Source organism: Calidifontibacillus erzurumensis, assembly GCF_013303125.1.
GTDB classification, from domain to species: domain Bacteria; phylum Bacillota; class Bacilli; order Bacillales; family Bacillaceae_J; genus Calidifontibacillus; species Calidifontibacillus erzurumensis.
Map to the genome: position 1 here is coordinate 45,803 of NZ_JABTTE010000011.1, position 18,527 is coordinate 64,329.

The window sequence follows — 18,527 nt, forward strand, 5'->3', positions numbered from 1 at the left end:
TGCAATATGTAGTAATTTTCAACTTAGTATATCACCAATCATCTTTTTTGGAAAAATTTTTGATTTGTAAAATGCTCCTTATAGAAGATAAATATTAACCAAACCTTTTATTTGGATGTTTAGGGAAAATTTTGTTGAAAAAAATATAAAGGAAATTGAAGGTAGAAATATAAATAGTATATGTACCATGAAGATTTTATTTAAAACGCACAAAGCTTTATCTTTTTTTTACAAGGGGACAAGAGGAGGATTAATTCATGAATTGGAAACAGCATTATGAACGATGGGCAACATTTGAACATTTAGAAACAGAGCTTAAACAAATTTTGAATGATAAAAAAGATGATGAAAAATGGCTTGAAGATGGCTTTTATAAAAATTTAGAGTTTGGAACTGGCGGGATGAGAGGAGAAATTGGTCCCGGCACAAATCGAATGAACATTTATACGATCCGTAAAGCTGCGGAAGGGTTGGCAAGGTATATTGAGAGTGCGGGGGAGGAGGCCAAGGCCCGCGGTGTTGTCATTTCTTATGATTGCCGCCATAAATCACCGGAATTTGCAATGGAAGCGGCTAAAACTTTAGGATACCATGGCATTCAAACATATGTATTTGACGAATTGCGGCCGACCCCGGAATTGTCTTTTGCAGTAAGACATTTAAATGCTTATTCAGGAATAATGGTTACGGCAAGCCATAATCCACCGGAATACAATGGGTTTAAAGTGTACGGCTCAGATGGTTGCCAATTACCGCCGGGTCCTGCTGACGAAGTTATTGCAAAAGTGAATGAAGTTGACAATGAGTTGGAAATTCCTGTCGTAAGCGAAGAAGAGCTTAAAGCGAAAGGTCTTTTACATATTATTGGGGAAGAAATTGATAAAGCTTATATTGAGAAGGTAAAAACAATTTCTTTAAATCCAGAGTTGTTTGTAGAAAATAATGTGAAAGTTGTGTTTACTCCGCTTCACGGAACTGCAAATAAGCCGGTTCGTGCTGCACTTCAAGCATTAGGTTTTAAAAATGTTACTGTGGTTGAGGCACAAGAGAAGCCGGATCCGAACTTTTCAACAGTGAAATCACCGAATCCAGAAGAGCATGCAGCTTTTGAATTAGCGATAAAAGAAGGCGCAAAGGTTGAAGCGGATTTATTGATTGGTACAGACCCAGATGCAGATCGGTTAGGTATTGCCGTGAAAAATAAAGACGGCCAGTATGAAATTTTAACCGGAAACCAAACGGGGGGACTATTGCTTCACTATTTATTATCACAGAAAAAAGAAAAAGGCATTCTTCCAAACAATGGGATTGTTTTGAAAACGATCGTTACGTCTGAGTTCGGTCGGGCCATTGCAGAAGATTTTGGAATGGCAATTGTGGATACTTTAACAGGCTTTAAATTTATCGGAGAAAAAATTAAAGAATATGAAGAAAGCGGAGAGTATTCGTTCCAATTTGGCTATGAAGAAAGCTATGGTTATTTAATCGGTGATTTTGCCCGCGATAAAGATGCTGTTCAGGCAGCTGTTTTTGCAGTAGAAGTTGCTTCTTATTATAAAAAGCAAGGGAAAACTTTGTATGATGCGCTCCTTGATTTATATGCGAAATATGGATTTTATCGTGAGGGCTTAAAATCATTAACATTGAAAGGAAAAGAAGGAGCGGAAAAAATCGAAGGCATCTTGGCTCAATTCCGCAATAATCCTCCAACGGAAATAGGGAATTTAAAAATTGTCTTAATTGAAGATTATTTATCGCGTCAAAAAAGATTTATCGCTGAAAAAGAGCGGATTGAACAAATCGACCTACCAAAGTCAAATGTCTTAAAGTATGTGCTGGAAGACGGCTCTTGGATTTGCATGCGTCCATCAGGAACAGAACCGAAAGTAAAATTTTACTTCGGCGTAAAAGGAACAACCATAACGAACAGCACAGAAAAATTAGAAACAATAAGCAACGATTTCATGAATCGAATCGAACAGCTGTTGAAATAAGGTGCCGGAGAAGGTACCGGAGACGGTGCAGTAGAGGGGTCAGGCACCTACGGGTAGATGGTGCCGGAGAAGGTGCCGGAGATGGTGCAGTAGAGGGGTCAGGCACCTGCCGGTAGATGGTGCCGGAGATGGTACTGGAGAGGGGTCAGGCACCCACAGGCAGATGGTATCGGAGGAGAGCCTGACCCGCACCCTCAGATGGTGCCAGAGAAGTGCCTGGCACTTCTCTGGCACTTTTAATGATATGTGATTGTAAAAGTGGCTTCTTCTGTTTTTATGGAAATATGGTTTGGGTTTACATGCGTATGCAATTTATCGGTTAAAGGAATTTCATAAAGGTCATACGGAATTTGTTCATATTGACCATCGGATGTACTAATTTTTCCTTTTCCTTTCAATCGCAAGACATAAGGAGAGACATATCCGTCAATCGTTGGCGGTCTTTCATGTAAAGCAGCACTGCTTAACGTCATTGTTGTCACGTCTACGTCCCGATTCATTTCTTTTTTAATTTGAATTACTTTGCCATTCAGCTGATTTAAGGTTTTTTCCAGCTCCAAATCATCTTCCGTTGGTTTCCTGTGCATTTACTTTCACCTCTATAAATAGACTTCCCAGTGTGCAAAAACATTATTTGTTGATTCAAAAAAACTAACCAAAATTTACATGAAATTTGGCACTAAGAAAAAAATGAAAAAGGAAGGTATTGCTATACGCTAAAATACCTTCCTAAACAAGTATGATTGTATATTTTTTAACAGTTTTATCATACTAAAAACAAAACATTAAAAATCTAACCATAAATGGAAAGGGAAGATGATGGAACAGTTGATAAGGCATGGTCTACATATGTTAATAAGTGGTGAGCTTTATTTTCAATTTCACTATAATCGCGGCTGAAATTACATGCATGGAGAAAATGTTCAATTTTTTTGGACAAAAAGTCATCTTTTGTCCGTACCATTAAAATCAAAAGATTGTCCCATTCGCCTCTGTTCATGTAAAACAAAGCCTTATCATAATCGAGAATATCCATAAATCATTCTCCTTTCGAAGAATTACGTTTAGTTTATGAAAAAAAATATGTTTTACACGTACTGAACCGGGAGTAAAAGTTTACAGTTAAAAAATTGTGGTATTTGAATAAATCTTGCAAAAAGGTACGATCTACGGGACTTTAACAACGATATCATTGGGAAAATTCCACACCTAAACGTTTTTATTACCGGACCTAAAACAGAAAAAATTACGGAATTATGTTGAAATAATGGATCTAAAGCTAATAAGTCTGGATCTAAAGTTGTTATGTCCGTACCTTCATATTGTTAACTCCGGACTTAATGCCATTCCCTTTGGGTCTAACGAAAACAAGCTGGAACACGAAATTACAAAAACAAGAAAAAATTAATAAACCAACCTTCTATTTCCATAAAGTTTAAATATTGAGCAAAATTCAAATAACACTCACAAAAAAGAGCTATCCGATCATGGAAGCTCTTTCTTTTTTCCCCTTTTTACTGCATTCGTTTTCATCAAATGACGACCATTCTCATAAATTTACAGAAAGAAGCAAAATTGCTTTTTCCGTTAAAGAAAGTTCATTTAGCGGATAATAAAGCAGCTTCAGAAAAGGGGAGATGAAAATGGCGAAAACTGACCATGAAGCGTTGCGTTATGCGATTGATGAAATTACAGAAATTGCGAAAGGGTTTGGCTTAGATTTTTATCCAATGCGCTATGAAATTTGTCCTGCTGATATAATCTATACATTCGGTTCTTATGGAATGCCAACCCGATTTTCCCATTGGAGCTTTGGGAAGCAATTTCACAAAATGAAACTTCATTATGATTTAGGATTAAGCAAAATATATGAGCTTGTCATAAATTCAAATCCTTGCTATGCATTTTTATTAAATACGAATAGTTTGATTCAAAATAAATTAATTGTTGCACACGTTTTGGCTCATTGTGATTTCTTCAAAAATAATATCCGTTTCAGCAACACGAAAAGAGATATGGTTGAAAGCATGGCTGCAACAGCAGAACGGATTAAACGTTATGAGCTTCAATACGGAAGATATGAAGTTGAAAAATTTTTAGATGCAGTACTCGCTATCCAAGAGCATATCGATCCTTCTTTATTAAGGCCAAAACTTTCGTGGACGATTGAAGATACTTTTGTTGAAATTGACGATGATGAGCAAGTAAAACGAACGCCGTATGATGATTTATGGAGCTTGGATGACCGAAATACAAAGAAAGAACGGCCGAAAAGAAAAGAGAAACGTTTTCCGCCGCAGCCGGAAAAGGACCTATTATTATTTATTGAAGAATATAGCCGGGAACTTGATGAGTGGCAGCGCGACATTTTAACGATGATGCGTGAAGAAATGTTATATTTCTGGCCACAACTGGAAACGAAGATTATGAATGAAGGATGGGCTTCATACTGGCATGCCCGCATTATCCGTGAATTAGATTTAACTTCAGATGAAGCTATCGAATTTGCAAAATTGAATGCCAGCGTTGTGCAACCATCTAGAACTTCTATTAATCCTTATTATCTTGGGTTAAAAATATTTGAAGATATTGAAGAGCGTTATAACAATCCTACCGAAGAAATGAAAAAGTTTGGCGTAAAGCCGGGATCAGGCCGGGAAAAAATATTTGAAGTGCGTGAAGTTGAATCCGACATTTCATTTATACGCAATTATTTAACGAAAGATTTAGTGGAACGAGAAGACTTGTATTTATTCCAAAAACAAGGAAAAGATTACAAAATTGTTGATAAAAACTGGGAAAATGTACGTGACCAACTTGTGAATATGCGTGTAAATGGCGGTTTCCCTTATGTAACCGTCAATGATGGTGATTATTTGAAAAACGGAGAACTATATTTAAAACATTGGTATGAAGGAATTGAACTTGATATAAAATATTTGGAAAAAGTCTTGCCGTATATTTATCAGTTATGGGGACGCCCAGTGCATATGGAAACCGTCGTTGAAAATAAACCGATTTTATTCTCTTATGATGGAAAAACAGTCCATCGGAAATATTTGTAAAATATTGAGTTTTTAATTGCCGACATCGGATAATATTTGCAAATCACAGCCGTTTCGGTCTAGTTGCTTCAAAAAATCTGCCTACATTCTTAACGGGGCTGTCCGAAAAGCTTTGGCTGTTCAAAAAAATTTCCACCTTTCGGACACCCCACCGAAGTTAAAAATTTAAATTTATCAAAATATTCAATATAATGAAAGTTGTAACGGAACAAAAAAGGTTGTGATTGATATGTGTTTAATATTGTTTGCCTATAAAATGCATCCAAAATACAAATTAATCGTTGCGGCTAATCGTGATGAATTTTATGAAAGAAAGACGGCATCCGCTCATTTTTGGCATGACCATCCTGAAGTGCTTGCAGGGCGTGATTTGGAAAAAATGGGTACATGGATGGGCGTTAATAAAAATGGACGCTTTGCAGCTGTAACAAACTATCGGAATCCTAAAGAAAATATGATTGGAAAACGTTCGCGGGGAGAGCTTGTAAAAAATTTCTTAATTACCGATATCAAACCGGTAGATTATCTGGAGACATTAGCGAAAAAGAAGGATGAGTACCCGGGGTTTAATTTGCTTGTTGGAGCTTCAGAGGAGCTTTATTATTTTTCAAATGTAACAAATAGATATTCAAAGGTTGAACAAGGTTTGTATGGCTTGAGCAACCATCTACTTAATACTGATTGGCCTAAAGTTCGCCAAGGAAAAGAGATGTTAAGCAAAATCATAATGGACCAACAGCATGTAACCTCAAAAACTGAAGCAACAAAAAAAGAAGAAGAGCTGATTGAAAGACTTCTTCATATGCTTCAAAATTGCGATATAGCGCCTGACGACCAGCTGCCAAACACTGGTATATCATTGGAAATGGAACGAATGCTTTCACCAATTTTTATAAAAAGTGAAAACTATGGAACAAGAAGCTCGAGCATATTGCTCGTGAAAGAATCAGAAATGATCTTTCACGAGAGGGTTTATTCCAACCCGGACCAATCAGACAACCATTTTCAAATTAGGCTCATATAATATTTCTGAATGTTTTTTTGTTCCAATGTTTCCAAAACTATAACATCCTAAACAAATAAAACCATGGTGAATCATTTGTTTTTGTACCGCTGGTTAGAATTTCAAATGATCAGCCAAGACCGTGAAAAACAAACATTTTTAGCCGATTCTTAGAAACCTCAAATGAACGGCCAAGACCATGAAAAAACAAACATTTTTGAGTTGATGCTTAGAAACCTCAAATGAACGGCCAAGACCATGAAAAAACAAACATTTTTGAGTTGATGCTTAGAAACCTCAAATGAACGGCCAAGACCATAAATGATCAAACGTTTTTGAGCCATGCTTAGAAATTTCAAATGAACTGAAAAGACCATGGTGTATCAAACGTTTATGTGCCGCTGTTTAGAAGTTTCAAATAAATTGAAGAGAGCTATGATGTATCGAATGTTTTGAATCGCCAAATCCAAAGGACCTACTTCCAACTTGAATTGGACATGCATCCCTCATTAGGCCGGTTCAACATGGACATGAACATCGAATACATCATGTTCTTTTTTTAATTTAATTTCAACTTCAGTCGAAATGTCATGGGCTAGTTTTAACGGCAAATTGGCATTAACAAGAATGACGATATCAACAACTGCATTCGATCCATAATTTCTTGCACGGATTTCTTTGACACCGACAACGCCTTTAATATTGGAAATCGTATCTTTATAATCTTCAATTAACTTTTCGTCAAATCCATCGGTTAAGCTATGAGACGTATCAATAAAAATTTCCCAAGCTGTTTTACAAATCAGAAAGCCGACAATTAGCGCTGCAAGCGGGTCTAGCCAAGCAAGGTTAAATTGGGAACCGATAATACCAACTGCGGTTCCAACACTAACCCAAGCATCCGATAAATTATCTTTGGCTGCGGCCATGACAGCTTGGCTGTTTATCTTTTTCCCTAATCTTTTATTATATAGATATACAATGTACATGACGAAAGCGCTTCCTAAGCCTGTCCAAGCTGCAAGTACGTCTGGTGCTTCCTCTTTTCCTTCAAACATCGTTGTAACAGCCGCAAAAAGCACTTGCAGACCAACCGTCATCATAATAAAAGAGGCCACCATAGAAGCAACAGTTTCAGATTTCCAATGTCCGTAACGGTGATTTTTGTCAGCTGGTTTTTGGGAAAATTTCAGACCAATGAGTACTGCAACGGAAGCAATAATATCGGTGCTATTATTAAAACCATCTGCTTTTAATGCTTCCGAATTTGTTAAAAATCCGATTAATAATTTCAGCGAAGCCAATATTAAATAGGCGATAATGCTGATGATTGCACCGCGCTCGCCCATTTTTAACTCATTGATCCGTTCTTGTTGTTGCTCCATCATTGAAACCTCCATTAATTCTTCAAATAAAATAGTAACTCTTTTTTTTATAATTTTCCATATCATCCAAAAAAATGAGCAGTTCCTGTTGAACGAATCGAATAAAATGGTTCTTTTCGTACTAATCATTCCAACACTTAAAATTATAAAATTTTGACAATTTTTGAATTTGGTTTTACTTCTACGAATATAAAGTGTATAATGGACTTAGTCTGGTAATGGGGGGATCATATTGAATTCAGATGCTAGTCAAATCGAACTTTTTGAAGAGTGGCTATTACATCAAGAGAAATCTCCTAACACAATCAACACGTATAAAAGTGCGATTCAAAAACTTAGTAATTGGTTGAAAATGCGAGATCGAAGTTTGGAAAAACTTACACATGATGATGTTCAAGCTTATATGGAAGATCTTGAAGAGGAAGGAAAGAGTGCGACGACGATTGATAAAATTTATGCAACAATCCGTGTATTTGCACAATATTTAAATCAACCAGAGATTGTCGCCAATATTAAGCGCAAGGAAAAGGAAAAAAATATTTACCAGACTGTTCCTGAGTTTTTAAAGGAAGAGGAACGTATAAAACTATTAAGGGAAGTTGAAAAAGACAACGATTTACGAAACACTGCAATTGTTTATATGCTTTTATATACAGGAGTTAGACTATCTGAATTGTGCAAATTAGACAGAAGCGATATTGTAATTTCTGGTCAAATCGGCACAGTTACAGTCAATAACCACCATGGTGGGAAGAAAAGAACTGTACCAATTCCGAAAGATGCCCTCAAAATTTTAAAAAGCTATCTAGATACATTTCCAAAAAATTATGAAGGGCCGCTCTTTATTTCAAAACAAAATAACCGCTTAACAACGCGATCTATCCAATACATGTTAGAAAAATATAATATCAATCCCCATAAATTGCGCCATACATTTTGCCGTGATTTGATTGAAAAAGGGTTGGATATTGCAGTTGTTGCTCAATTAGCGGGACATAATGATATAAATATTACAAAAAGATATATAATAAAAGGAGCTTAATTATTTTTTTGTGATACACTCGGTTCCTTTGTCTTATAAATTGCGAAAAATTAGAAAAAAAGCACATGTTTGGCAGCTTCGCTATCGTGGTGGAGCTGCCTTTTTATATTGTAAACTGCATTGTAAAAAGCTATGATTAATGTAAAATAATTGATAATAAAAACATTGAGATAAATATAGTGGGGATATTGTTTATTGCGGGGTGTTACAATTGGATATTCGACATTTAGAATATTTTGCGGAGGTTGCCAAGCATTTAAGTTTCACGAAGGCGGCATCGACTTTACATATTTCTCAGCCGTCATTAAGCAAGGCGATTCAAAATTTAGAAGGGGAGTTAGGTGTACCGTTATTTTATCGGTCTCCAAAACAATTGGAACTAACCGATGCAGGGAAAGCGGTATTAATGAATGCAAAAAACGTTTTAGAGGCCTTTTATAACTTAACATCTGAGCTGACTGAAATTGCGGAATTAAAAAAAGGAGAAATTCGAATTGGCATACCGCCGATCATGGGAGCTGCTTTTTTTTCAAAATTAATTAGCCAATATAAAGAAATTTACCCTTTAGTTGACATTATTTTGTCTGAAGTAGGTTCAAAAGTAATTAAAGATGGCGTTGAAAATGGTTCTTTAGATATTGGGCTTATTTGTAATGCATCGATTAAAAACGATAGTTTTGAAGTTATTAATTTATTAAAAGATCCTTTAATGGTAATTGTTCATAAAGATCATCCATTATCTAAAGATGAGGTTATCGATTTTATCCAATTGGAGCATGAACCGTTTATTTTATATAGAAAAGATTTTTCGCTGTACGATCGTATTTTAGATGTTTGCCATAAATATGAATTTACACCGAATATTGTGTGTGAAACATCGCAAAAAGATTTCATCATCGAAATGGTTGGCGCTAAACTTGGCATTGCTTTACTTCCAAGCAAAATATGCCAAAACATTCAAAATGAAAAAATTGTTGGAATTCCTTTTGAATGCCCAGAAGTCTTTTTGGAATTAGGGATGATTTGGAAAAAAAATAAATACCAATCTTTTGCTGTCCGCGAATTTATTGCATTAGCTAAAAAAAGGACAGAACAATCGTTATAAAAATAAATTCCATAAACCGATTATCGTAAAAGATTAATCAGTTTATGGAATTTTTTGTTATATACTTTTTATTTAGTTTTGAGTGACTGCAAACTTAGCTTTTGCTTCCGCACGACGCTTATGCAAAATAGGTTCCGTATAGCCGCTTGGTGAATCATAACCTTTAAAGATCAAGTCGCAAGCTGCTTGGAAGGCAACAGAATTTTCATAGTCAGGCGCCATATTACGATAGTTAGGGTCGCCGGCATTTTGTTCATCTACAACTTTTGCCATCCGTTTTAATGTTTCCATCACTTGCTCTTTTGTGCAAATGCCATGGTGGAGCCAGTTTGCCACATGTTGGCTTGAAATGCGCAATGTTGCTCGGTCTTCCATTAAACCGATATTGTTAATATCAGGTACTTTTGAACAACCGACACCTTGTTCTACCCAACGAACAACATAGCCAAGGATGCCTTGAGCATTGTTGTCAAGTTCTTGTTGGATTTCTTCTGGTGACCAGTTTGGATTTTTCTCGATTGGAATTTGTAAAATTTCGTCTTGTAAATCAGCGATTGATTTCTTCAACTCATTTTGAACTTCGACCACATCGACTTGATGATAGTGAAGGGCATGCAATGTTGCAGCAGTTGGAGATGGTACCCAAGCTGTGTTTCCGCCCGCTTTTAAGTGGCCGATTTTTTGTTTTAACATTTCTGCCATCATGTCTGGGATTGCCCACATACCTTTACCGATTTGGGCGCGTCCTTGTAATCCGCATGTTAAACCGACATTTACATTTGATTTTTCATAAGCATTGAGCCATGTGGATGATTTCATATGGTTTTTGCGGATCATAGGACCTGCTTCCATGGAAGTATGAATTTCATCGCCTGTACGGTCAAGGAATCCTGTATTGATGAAGACAATCCGGTCTTTTACTTCATAAATGCAGTTTTTCAAGTTTAAGGATGTACGTCTTTCTTCATCCATCACACCGATTTTGATTGTGTTGCGCTCTAATTGAAGCATGTCTTCCACACGTTCAAACAGCTTGTTACTAAAAGCAACTTCTTTAGAGCCATGCATTTTCGGTTTTACGATGTAAATTGATCCTTTTTTAGAGTTTGTATATTTCGTATTTCCAATGATGTCATGGGAAGCGATTAAACTGCTGATCGCTGCATCTAAAATTCCTTCAGGCACTTCTTCGCCGTTTTCATCTAAGATGGCATTTGTTGTCATTAAATGGCCAACATTTCGGCAAAACATTAGTGAGCGTCCAGAAAGTGTCAATGTTTCACCAGTTAATGTTGTGTACGTACGATCAGGATTCAATGTACGTGTCATCATTTTGTTATTCTTTTCGAATGTCGCACTGATGTCGCCTTTAATAAGGCCTAACCAGTTGCGGTATACGCGAACTTTGTCTTCAGCGTCAACAGCCGCAACAGAATCTTCAAAGTCCATGATCGTTGTAACGGCAGATTCCATTACGATATCTTTAATACCAGCTTGGTCTGATTTACCAATCGGATGGTTTCTGTCCATTTGAATTTCAAAATGAAGCCCGTTATTTTTAAATAATAAAGTAGATGGATTTTCTGCTTCCCCTTGGTAGGCGATCAGTTTTTCAGAATCTTTTAAAGTTGTTGTTACGCCATTTTCAAGGGTAACTTGTAATGTTTGACCGTTAATTTCATATTTAACAGCGTTCTTATGTGATCCTTCTTGAAGAGGAATCGTTTGATCAAGAAACTCTTTTGCATAAGCGATAACTTTTTCACCGCGAGCCGGGTTGTATGATGCCGTACGTTCTGTACCTTCTTCTTCTGGAATAGCATCCGTTCCATAAAGCGCATCGTAAAGGCTTCCCCAGCGGGCATTCGCAGCATTAATCGCATACCGGGCATTATCAACAGGCACAACAAGCTGAGGACCTGCTTGGACTGAAATTTCATCGTCGACATTTGCCGTATTGATTGTAAAATCTTCAACTTCCTTTTCTATATAATCAATTTCTTGTAAAAATCTTTTATATTCTTCAAATTGAAAGGAATCTTTATTTTTCAAATGCCATTCATTAATTCTTTTTTGCATTTCATCTCTTTTGGCTAAAAGCGCTTTGTTTTCAGGAGTTAAGTCTTTAATGAGCGCCTCAAGTCCATTCCAAAATTGTTCAACAGTGACGCGAGTTCCTGGAAGAGCTTCATTGTTAATAAAGTCTTTTAGGATCGAAGCTACCTGTAAATTGCCGATTTTTTCATAGTTCGTCATCATTTGTTTCCTCCCTAATTTAAAAAGATAGTTCTCTCCTGAACAGATCATTTCAAAAAAATTTTTAAAATTACATCTATTTCTCTTGGTTTTATTATAAAAGTTTTTTCGTATTCTTAAAAATACATTTTTTGAATAATGAGTATGCCCTAAGGTTATAGACAGAAAGAAAGAGGCTTGCCGAAAAGTGTTTTATAAAAAAATTAGCCTAGACACTTGATCGACAGCCTCGTTATTCGACAATGTTATAAATCATGTTGAAATTCTCTTTTTTCGTGCTTGGTGAGCCAATTTTTTATATCAGTCAAAATGGCAAATGCTAATAATGAATTAATGAGCCAAACGGTAATAAATTGGCCGTTTGTCCCCAGTTTGATCGTATCGTAATTTTTAATTTCCATGACAATAAAAGCTTCTACTAAAATCAACCCTAGTCCCAACAAAAGAGCAGACCCTGCACGAAACAATAAAATTCCTTCCTTCCTAAAATAGTAATATTCATCTTAATATTATCTGAATATTTTCATTTTAGCATAGATTGTCCATTTGTTAAGACTTTAATCGTAATTTTTTGAACGTGCGTCAAAAATCTCTTTTGATTTGCGAATGAATAAGTAAAATACTTAAAAGGGAGAGAGCAATACATATGAATAGTAAGAAGAAGTTTTCAAAAACACTTTCCAAATGTATGGTTGCCGCGATGTTAACCGTTCCATTTGGAGCTAGTGTTGCATCTGCGGAGCAAACGGCAGCGCAGGAAAATATAGTGAAAAGTGAAATAAAAACAGAAGTTTCCGAATCGGTTGTATTGCCTGGGGATTTATTTTACTTTGCTAAAATATTAACAGAAAAAATTAAACTTGCTTTAGCCAATGAAGATCTCGAAAAGGCGAAACTGTTAGTTCAATTTACACAAGACCGGTTACATGAAGCAGAGCTTCTGTTTAAAAATGGAGATGAAAAATTAGCTTATGAAACATTAAAAAAGGCCGTTGAATTGCAAAACAAAGCGCTTGATTATAGCGGACAAAGCGAGAGTGGAAATACTGTTGACCAATCTCTGGATAAAAAAGAACATGGGGCTAAAAAAGAAGATTTATCGAAAAAAACTAAACTGAAAAACAGTGCAGAAATAGAAGCTGCAAAAAAAGAACTGGAAGAAGCATTTTCGAATAATGTTCATGGTTTACTGAATGCGATGCAGCATGTAAAAAATCCGAAGGCACTGAAAGAACTTACAAAAAATCTTGAAAAGCAAGCAAAACAATATGAAAAAAACTATGGGAAACTTTTAAAAGAAGAAGTGAAGTATGAGAAAAAGGAAACAGATGAATCAAAAAAAGGTGCTCCCCACAAATTGAAACATGAAAAGAAGAAGCAGAAAGATGAAAGGAAGAAATTGAAAGAAGAACAAAAACAAGAAAGAAAACTAGCCCATGAAAAGAAAAAACTAGAGAAAAAACAAAAGAAGGAAGAAAGAAAACAAGAAAAAAAGAATGAGCGATAATTATGTCTGAAAAGACAAGTGCTTGAAAAAGGTCTGAAAAAAATAATAGCAAGCGGTGAAAATAATCATTTTTACCACTTGCTATTATTTATATTTATTAGAGAATCCTTTGATCATAAAGGATACCTTATAATTAACGTTTTGAAATGGCAGCAAGCAATTCTTTTTCATGTCTTTTTTCTAATTTTAGCTCAATGCGGTCCAATTCTTTTTCGTTTTTCAAAAGCTCGCGTTTATTTTCTTTTACTAACTCTTCGAATGGTAACATACGTTTTTTCATTGTCAACAATCCTCCATTTATTTTTACCACTTTCAGTGATAATAATTTTTTTTATAGTTTTATTATAAATTCTCTTTAATTCGACAATATATGATATAAATCACATTTTCAATACTTTTGTATATAATTTCACAATATCTTAACAATTTTCTGAAATATTCTGCTAATATAATACCAAAACTTGGATAGTTGAGGGGGTTAGGAGGAAAAAAGTTGATTGGATGGGAAGTTGTGTGGATTTTACCAATTTGGAAATAAAAGGTCCCAAGCGGGGATTGCTTGGGACCTTGAAGCCATTCATATGAAATTTTTATTAAAACTGACCGCGAGTTCCAGCTAATTGTTGTTGAGCCATAGATACTAGGCGTTTTGTAATTTCTCCACCAACAGATCCGTTAGCACGAGAAGTTGTGTCAGGACCAAGGTTTACACCAAATTCTTGAGCAATTTCATATTTCATTTGGTCAAGTGCTTGTTGAACACCAGGAACTAATAATTGGTTGCTGCTGTTGTTGTTTGGCATAATCATCCACTCCTTGAGAATGTTCTAGTTGTAATGGTAGGGTTAGTTGGATTTGCACCAACAGTATTCTTTACTGCCTTGAAGGCTAACCCTATATTTGTATTTGATACTTTGTTGTATTCTTAAGTTATCCAGTTCTTTTTGTTGTATGAGTAGTAATTTTTGGTATTTATTATAATATCTTTTAGAGAAATTTTATTAAGTGTATTTTATGAACTCTTTCAAGTCCTATACATTTTTCAAGTGGTAATTATTGGTGCCCTATCGTTGTAGTAGTTTAAAGAAGACATACGCATACTTACAGGTAACAAAATATTTTTTAAGTAATCAAAAGGAGACTAGTATGATGTATGTATGTCCTCTTTGCAACAAATTAGGGCAAAAAAATTATCAATGTCCAACCTGCCTGACAAGTCTTGAAGATTGTGGAAGGTTAATGGATTATTTTGATAATTATAGTCCGTATTTAGAAATTGACGGAACGAAGTTAGTTGATGGCTATCCGAACGATCAAAAAAACCACCAATGTCCCCATGTTTTTTATTGTCCGAACTGCTTGACAGAACAGGTTTATTTAATTGATGAAATAATCTTCTAATCCCATAATTTTTTATGAGAATAATGTGTAATGATTTCTTTTAATGGAAATATATTATATAATTTAAGTACATGGTGGGGTAATTTGATTTATAAGGATGGTGTACAAAATGGAATATCCGCAAGATATGAAAAATCGTCTTAGACGAGTTGAAGGACAAGTTCGTGGTATCATTCGCATGATGGAAGAAGATAAAGATTGTAAAGATGTGATTACACAATTATCTGCTGTCCGCGCTGCCATAGATCGAACAATCGGCTATGTCGTTGCTAAAAACCTTGAGCATTGCATCCGCATGCAAGCGGAAAAAGGAGAAAGTGCAGAAGAGGTTATAAATGAAGCAGTTAAATTAATTGTGAAAAGCAGATAAAATATAGACGCCGATGTTAAACTCATTTAAAAAATATGCCGCCCATTTTATACTAATGGTTTACAAAAATAGGCACAGGGCAAGAAGCCAAGTTCACAATGCCCTGTGCTTAACTTTTTATGTCAATTCCAAAGGCGGTTCTTCCTCAAGCATATTTCGATCGTCGTCGATCGGTTTTTCCACTCCTCTAGTGATGACCGTTCCACCAGCCATTCCTTCATTAATCATACGATCGACATCCATAAAATAACGGTCGCGTCCTTCATATTTTGAGTCTTTAGCTAATAATGCTTGAATTTCCTGTTCTCTGTCGTTGTGTTCCATTGATTAGTTCCTCCTCCTTTTCCCTTAATTTGCACATATGTAAATGAACTATGCATGACGAATGAAAAAGGATAGGGAAGTGGAAGGGACTAAAGAGCATTTTATTAAACCTTAAAGCGAGCTTAGGCGCTTATAAATGTGATTGTATCATTTTTTTGGCAGGTCATCACCACATGAATATCCACAGTTTTTGGGAATAATAGAAGTTAAGCTGATCGATGTTGAAGAAATTCTAAAATCGATCATTTTAGTCCACTGAAAAAACATGCTCTGTAATTGTAAGTGGTGATGGACGAAAAAAAGAGGCTATTTTTAAGCCCTTTTTGTATCATATTCGAGAAAAATTTCGACTAAATGATTCAAGCCTTTTTCATAAATATCCGGCTCGTCAAATTTCATCGGTTTGGAATTGACATCAAAGATGAAAAATCGGTTATCGACTGTTTTTCCAATATCCATTGAAAATTCTTTAACAGCTCCTGGACGAAATGCTCTTTCCAAAACTTTTCCTGTCCGTCTGGCCAACAATCGGATGTATTCGAGGTCTTTCTCGTTCGTCACTTGGTCTACTTCGAGTAAATTTCCTCCCTTTAAAACATGTGTAGTAATGCCATTTCTTTTGCTTTGACGGATACCTATTCCTGATACAATCCAATTATTTTTTACGTGATGAACGAGAACGCGATAATCATACGTTCGTTCATTTTGCTGCAGTAGATCTTTTTTTTGCTGGATAATATATTCTCTTTTTTCAAGTAGTGGAGTGATTTTTCGGTCCCAAATATTTTGGAAAAAAGTTGAACCGTATATTTGCCCATGACCTTTTAATTGGAAGCTATCATTGTCATTGATTGAAAGGACAAAAATTCCATTTCCTTTGCTGCCGTCATTTGGTTTTAAATAAAGGGAGCGAAAGTCTTTTATTCGTTGTTCGAGTTGTTCTTTTGATTGAACTTTTTCGGTAAAAGGAAGATGTTTTTTTAATTTTGCATCTTTGTGTAAAATCGAATAAATATCCCATTTTTTAAAAAAACTGCAATTAAACATTGGAATGCGTTTGTTTTTGCACCAAGATGAAAAAGCTTGAAATTGTTCTGTCTGTTCATCTTTACGGTATGGGATGCGATTATATACGACCGTTGGTGTACCGATATTGCTGACGTAAGCCCAGCTATTTTTCTTCTCATAAAAAATATAGCCGCCATTGATTTTGTTATTTTTTAATGATGATAATGTTAAAACGACGACAGTTCTTCCTTTTTCGGCTAATTTCCGGGAAAGGTCACGGAAAAGTTCAAAGTTTCCTGTAATCGGCGCATTTTTTCCTTCCGTCGTTAAAATACCAAAGTATGGGTGGTTATTTTTTTTCATTAAAAACCGGCAAGGATACCCCCAATTTATTCGTGAAGAAGGGCAGTAACCCAACGAAAGAGTGGGGGAGGAATTGCCGTCAGATACCGCATGGTACTTGAAATTCGTACCCAAGTATCTGATATTCCACCTTGCCCCCTCCTTTCCTCATAAATGAAAACTATTGTTTACCTAATTGTATGAGGTTTGTTTTAAGAAATTGTTCTGTTTTAAAGTTTGCTATTAAAAAAAATGACCGTTGCAAACGGGGTGTCTTTCCCCTTCGTTGTGCAACAGTCGCTTTTCATATGGGTGGAGAAAAAACAATCGGATCGGAATTCGCGATTTTATTTTGTTCGTTGTTGATTAAAAAGAACTTCAGGTTCATAAATTGCTTTTTTCGTTAAATAGACGGCATAAGAGATTGGCAATGCCCTTGATTGTTGATCGAGCTCTCTTAATTTCGGGTGTTTGAAAATAGATCTGCCAGGTTTTGAATTAGCTTCAAATAGCCAAATTCGTCCATTTTTATCAATACCGACATCATAACCAATTTCTCCAAGAGGCCCTTTTATTTCCTTTTCTAAAATGCTAGACATTTTAAGAACGGCTTGCTCCAGCTTTGGGGCAATGTCAGTAGGGAGCGGTGCTAGTTTAATAATTTCATCAATTGTTTTAACAGTGCCTCCGCTAGCAACATGGGTGGTCACACTGCCAATGCCAGCAACTTTTGCAGCCATAGCACTTACTTTCCAATGTCCGGATTCATCTTTGTTTGTATGGATTCTAAAATCAATCGGTTTATCTTCATATCGAATGAGCCCGATTCCTTGTTGGGCTAGAAGCCCTTTTAGATGGGTGGTTTTAAATTGATGCCTAAGAAGCGCTTCAAGTGATTTATATTTTCGCAAGTAATTTTGGTCATCTTGGCGGAAACGGCAATACCATGCGTTTTCATCTGCAGGTTTTATGATATGATGAATTCCTAATCCAAGGCTGCCGTTGATCGGTTTTACATAAATATGACTATATTTTTTAAAAAGGGCTTCGATTTCCTCCATCGTTGGATTTGCGATGGTTTCCGGCAAAAAGTGTGCAACTTCAGGATGGGCACTGAAAATTTGGTGGATTTCCCATTTATTGAAAAAGCCAGGATTAAACCAAGGTATTAAATACTCTTGTTGAAGTTTTGTTTTGATTGATTTTAAGACGGTATGACTTTCCGTTTTTCGATTTGGCAGGCGATCATAAACGACATTAGGAAAAGGGACTTCAAATTGCTTCCATCCGTCACTATTATGAAATAGACCTTTGATTCTTCCCGATTCCCAATTGATATGATTGGCTCCGAAGACAAATGTATAAGCACCGACTTTTCGCTCCATCGATAAGAGTTTTGCGAAAAATAGAGACCGATCTCCGATTGGTCTTAGCAACGTACCGGTAAAGCCTGCTGTGAAAATGCCGATTAACGGTCCGATATGAAGAATGCCTTCATGGGCGATGACATGGACTTTGTTTTCATATGGAATGGTTAGTTTATTCCAAAGAAGTTCACCAATTGAAATAGTGGCAAATTCTTTTGAACGCCTCACTTTGCATTGGCTTAATTCATGTCCGAACGCTATAGATTCAAATTGATTGCATTCGGAATATAACGGCTCAGGGAGCCAAACATCGTTTGTTTGTTCAGGAATTTTTTTTATAAAAAATAGAGTCACTAAA

The 18,527-nt window shown here is 35.9% G+C and carries 18 protein-coding genes; 8 read left to right on the forward strand and 10 right to left on the reverse strand.

Annotated elements, in window-relative coordinates:
* The first annotated feature begins 257 nt into the window (after positions 1-257).
* Complete coding sequence (locus HR057_RS09385; RefSeq protein ID WP_173731168.1) at positions 258-1,994, forward strand: phospho-sugar mutase; 1,737 nt, start codon at positions 258-260, stop codon at positions 1,992-1,994.
* Between the two features lie 236 nt (positions 1,995-2,230).
* Here HR057_RS09385 and HR057_RS09390 read toward each other — a convergent pair whose 3' ends face one another.
* Complete coding sequence (locus HR057_RS09390; RefSeq protein WP_173731169.1) at positions 2,231-2,581, reverse strand: hypothetical protein; 351 nt, start codon at positions 2,579-2,581, stop codon at positions 2,231-2,233.
* Between the two features lie 206 nt (positions 2,582-2,787).
* Positions 2,788-3,030: a YhdB family protein gene (locus HR057_RS09395; RefSeq protein ID WP_173731170.1), complete on the reverse strand. Its 243-nt coding sequence runs from the start codon at positions 3,028-3,030 to the stop codon at positions 2,788-2,790.
* A 607-nt stretch (positions 3,031-3,637) separates the two neighbouring features.
* Between HR057_RS09395 and HR057_RS09400 the strand changes: the two genes are divergently transcribed.
* Positions 3,638-5,059, forward strand: a complete 1,422-nt coding sequence (locus HR057_RS09400; protein ID WP_173731171.1) for a SpoVR family protein — start codon at positions 3,638-3,640, stop codon at positions 5,057-5,059.
* A gap of 229 nt (positions 5,060-5,288) precedes the next feature.
* Entirely contained in the window at positions 5,289-6,083 is a 795-nt protein-coding gene (locus HR057_RS09405) for an NRDE family protein (protein ID WP_173731172.1), read from the forward strand.
* A gap of 488 nt (positions 6,084-6,571) precedes the next feature.
* On the opposite strand, the gene HR057_RS09410 is transcribed toward HR057_RS09405, so the two are convergent.
* Entirely contained in the window at positions 6,572-7,447 is an 876-nt protein-coding gene (locus tag HR057_RS09410; RefSeq protein WP_173731173.1) for a cation diffusion facilitator family transporter, read from the reverse strand.
* Between the two features lie 232 nt (positions 7,448-7,679).
* On the opposite strand from HR057_RS09410, the gene HR057_RS09415 reads away from it, so the two are divergent.
* A complete protein-coding gene (locus tag HR057_RS09415) occupies positions 7,680-8,489 on the forward strand; it encodes a tyrosine-type recombinase/integrase (RefSeq protein WP_173731174.1) in 810 nt (269 codons plus the stop codon).
* Between the two features lie 211 nt (positions 8,490-8,700).
* Complete coding sequence (locus HR057_RS09420) at positions 8,701-9,594, forward strand: LysR family transcriptional regulator (RefSeq protein ID WP_173731175.1); 894 nt, start codon at positions 8,701-8,703, stop codon at positions 9,592-9,594.
* A gap of 72 nt (positions 9,595-9,666) precedes the next feature.
* On the opposite strand, the gene HR057_RS09425 is transcribed toward HR057_RS09420, so the two are convergent.
* Both HR057_RS09425 and HR057_RS09430 read right to left on the reverse strand, forming a co-directional pair.
* On the reverse strand, positions 9,667-11,850 hold the full coding sequence (locus tag HR057_RS09425) for a malate synthase G (protein WP_173731176.1): 2,184 nt from the start codon (positions 11,848-11,850) through the stop codon (positions 9,667-9,669).
* Positions 11,851-12,095: 245 nt separating this feature from the next.
* Positions 12,096-12,317: a hypothetical protein gene (locus tag HR057_RS09430; protein ID WP_173731177.1), complete on the reverse strand. Its 222-nt coding sequence runs from the start codon at positions 12,315-12,317 to the stop codon at positions 12,096-12,098.
* Positions 12,318-12,496: 179 nt separating this feature from the next.
* On the opposite strand from HR057_RS09430, the gene HR057_RS09435 reads away from it, so the two are divergent.
* A complete protein-coding gene (locus tag HR057_RS09435; RefSeq protein WP_173731178.1) occupies positions 12,497-13,357 on the forward strand; it encodes a DUF5667 domain-containing protein in 861 nt (286 codons plus the stop codon).
* Positions 13,358-13,490: 133 nt separating this feature from the next.
* Here HR057_RS09435 and HR057_RS09440 read toward each other — a convergent pair whose 3' ends face one another.
* The gene (locus HR057_RS09440) at positions 13,491-13,637 is read right to left on the reverse strand and encodes an FbpB family small basic protein (RefSeq protein WP_173731179.1); all 147 of its coding nucleotides are present in this window, start codon (positions 13,635-13,637) and stop codon (positions 13,491-13,493) included.
* A 313-nt stretch (positions 13,638-13,950) separates the two neighbouring features.
* Complete coding sequence (locus HR057_RS09445; protein WP_173731180.1) at positions 13,951-14,160, reverse strand: alpha/beta-type small acid-soluble spore protein; 210 nt, start codon at positions 14,158-14,160, stop codon at positions 13,951-13,953.
* 343 nt (positions 14,161-14,503) lie between these two features.
* On the opposite strand from HR057_RS09445, the gene HR057_RS09450 reads away from it, so the two are divergent.
* Both HR057_RS09450 and HR057_RS09455 read left to right on the forward strand, forming a co-directional pair.
* Positions 14,504-14,758, forward strand: coding sequence for a hypothetical protein (locus HR057_RS09450; RefSeq protein ID WP_329955864.1), 255 nt, complete (start codon positions 14,504-14,506; stop codon positions 14,756-14,758).
* A gap of 109 nt (positions 14,759-14,867) precedes the next feature.
* The gene (locus HR057_RS09455) at positions 14,868-15,128 is read left to right on the forward strand and encodes a metal-sensitive transcriptional regulator (RefSeq protein WP_173731181.1); all 261 of its coding nucleotides are present in this window, start codon (positions 14,868-14,870) and stop codon (positions 15,126-15,128) included.
* A gap of 117 nt (positions 15,129-15,245) precedes the next feature.
* Here the strand turns inward: HR057_RS09455 and HR057_RS09460 are convergent, their stop codons facing one another.
* The 3 genes from HR057_RS09460 to HR057_RS09470 form a co-directional block, all read right to left on the reverse strand.
* Positions 15,246-15,452 carry a hypothetical protein gene (locus HR057_RS09460; protein ID WP_173731182.1) on the reverse strand — a complete coding sequence of 69 codons (207 nt, stop codon included), beginning with the start codon at positions 15,450-15,452 and terminating at the stop codon, positions 15,246-15,248.
* A gap of 312 nt (positions 15,453-15,764) precedes the next feature.
* Entirely contained in the window at positions 15,765-16,823 is a 1,059-nt protein-coding gene (locus HR057_RS09465) for a YheC/YheD family protein (protein ID WP_173731183.1), read from the reverse strand.
* A gap of 326 nt (positions 16,824-17,149) precedes the next feature.
* Positions 17,150-18,523 carry a YheC/YheD family endospore coat-associated protein gene (locus HR057_RS09470; RefSeq protein WP_173731184.1) on the reverse strand — a complete coding sequence of 458 codons (1,374 nt, stop codon included), beginning with the start codon at positions 18,521-18,523 and terminating at the stop codon, positions 17,150-17,152.
* Positions 18,524-18,527 lie beyond the last annotated feature (4 nt).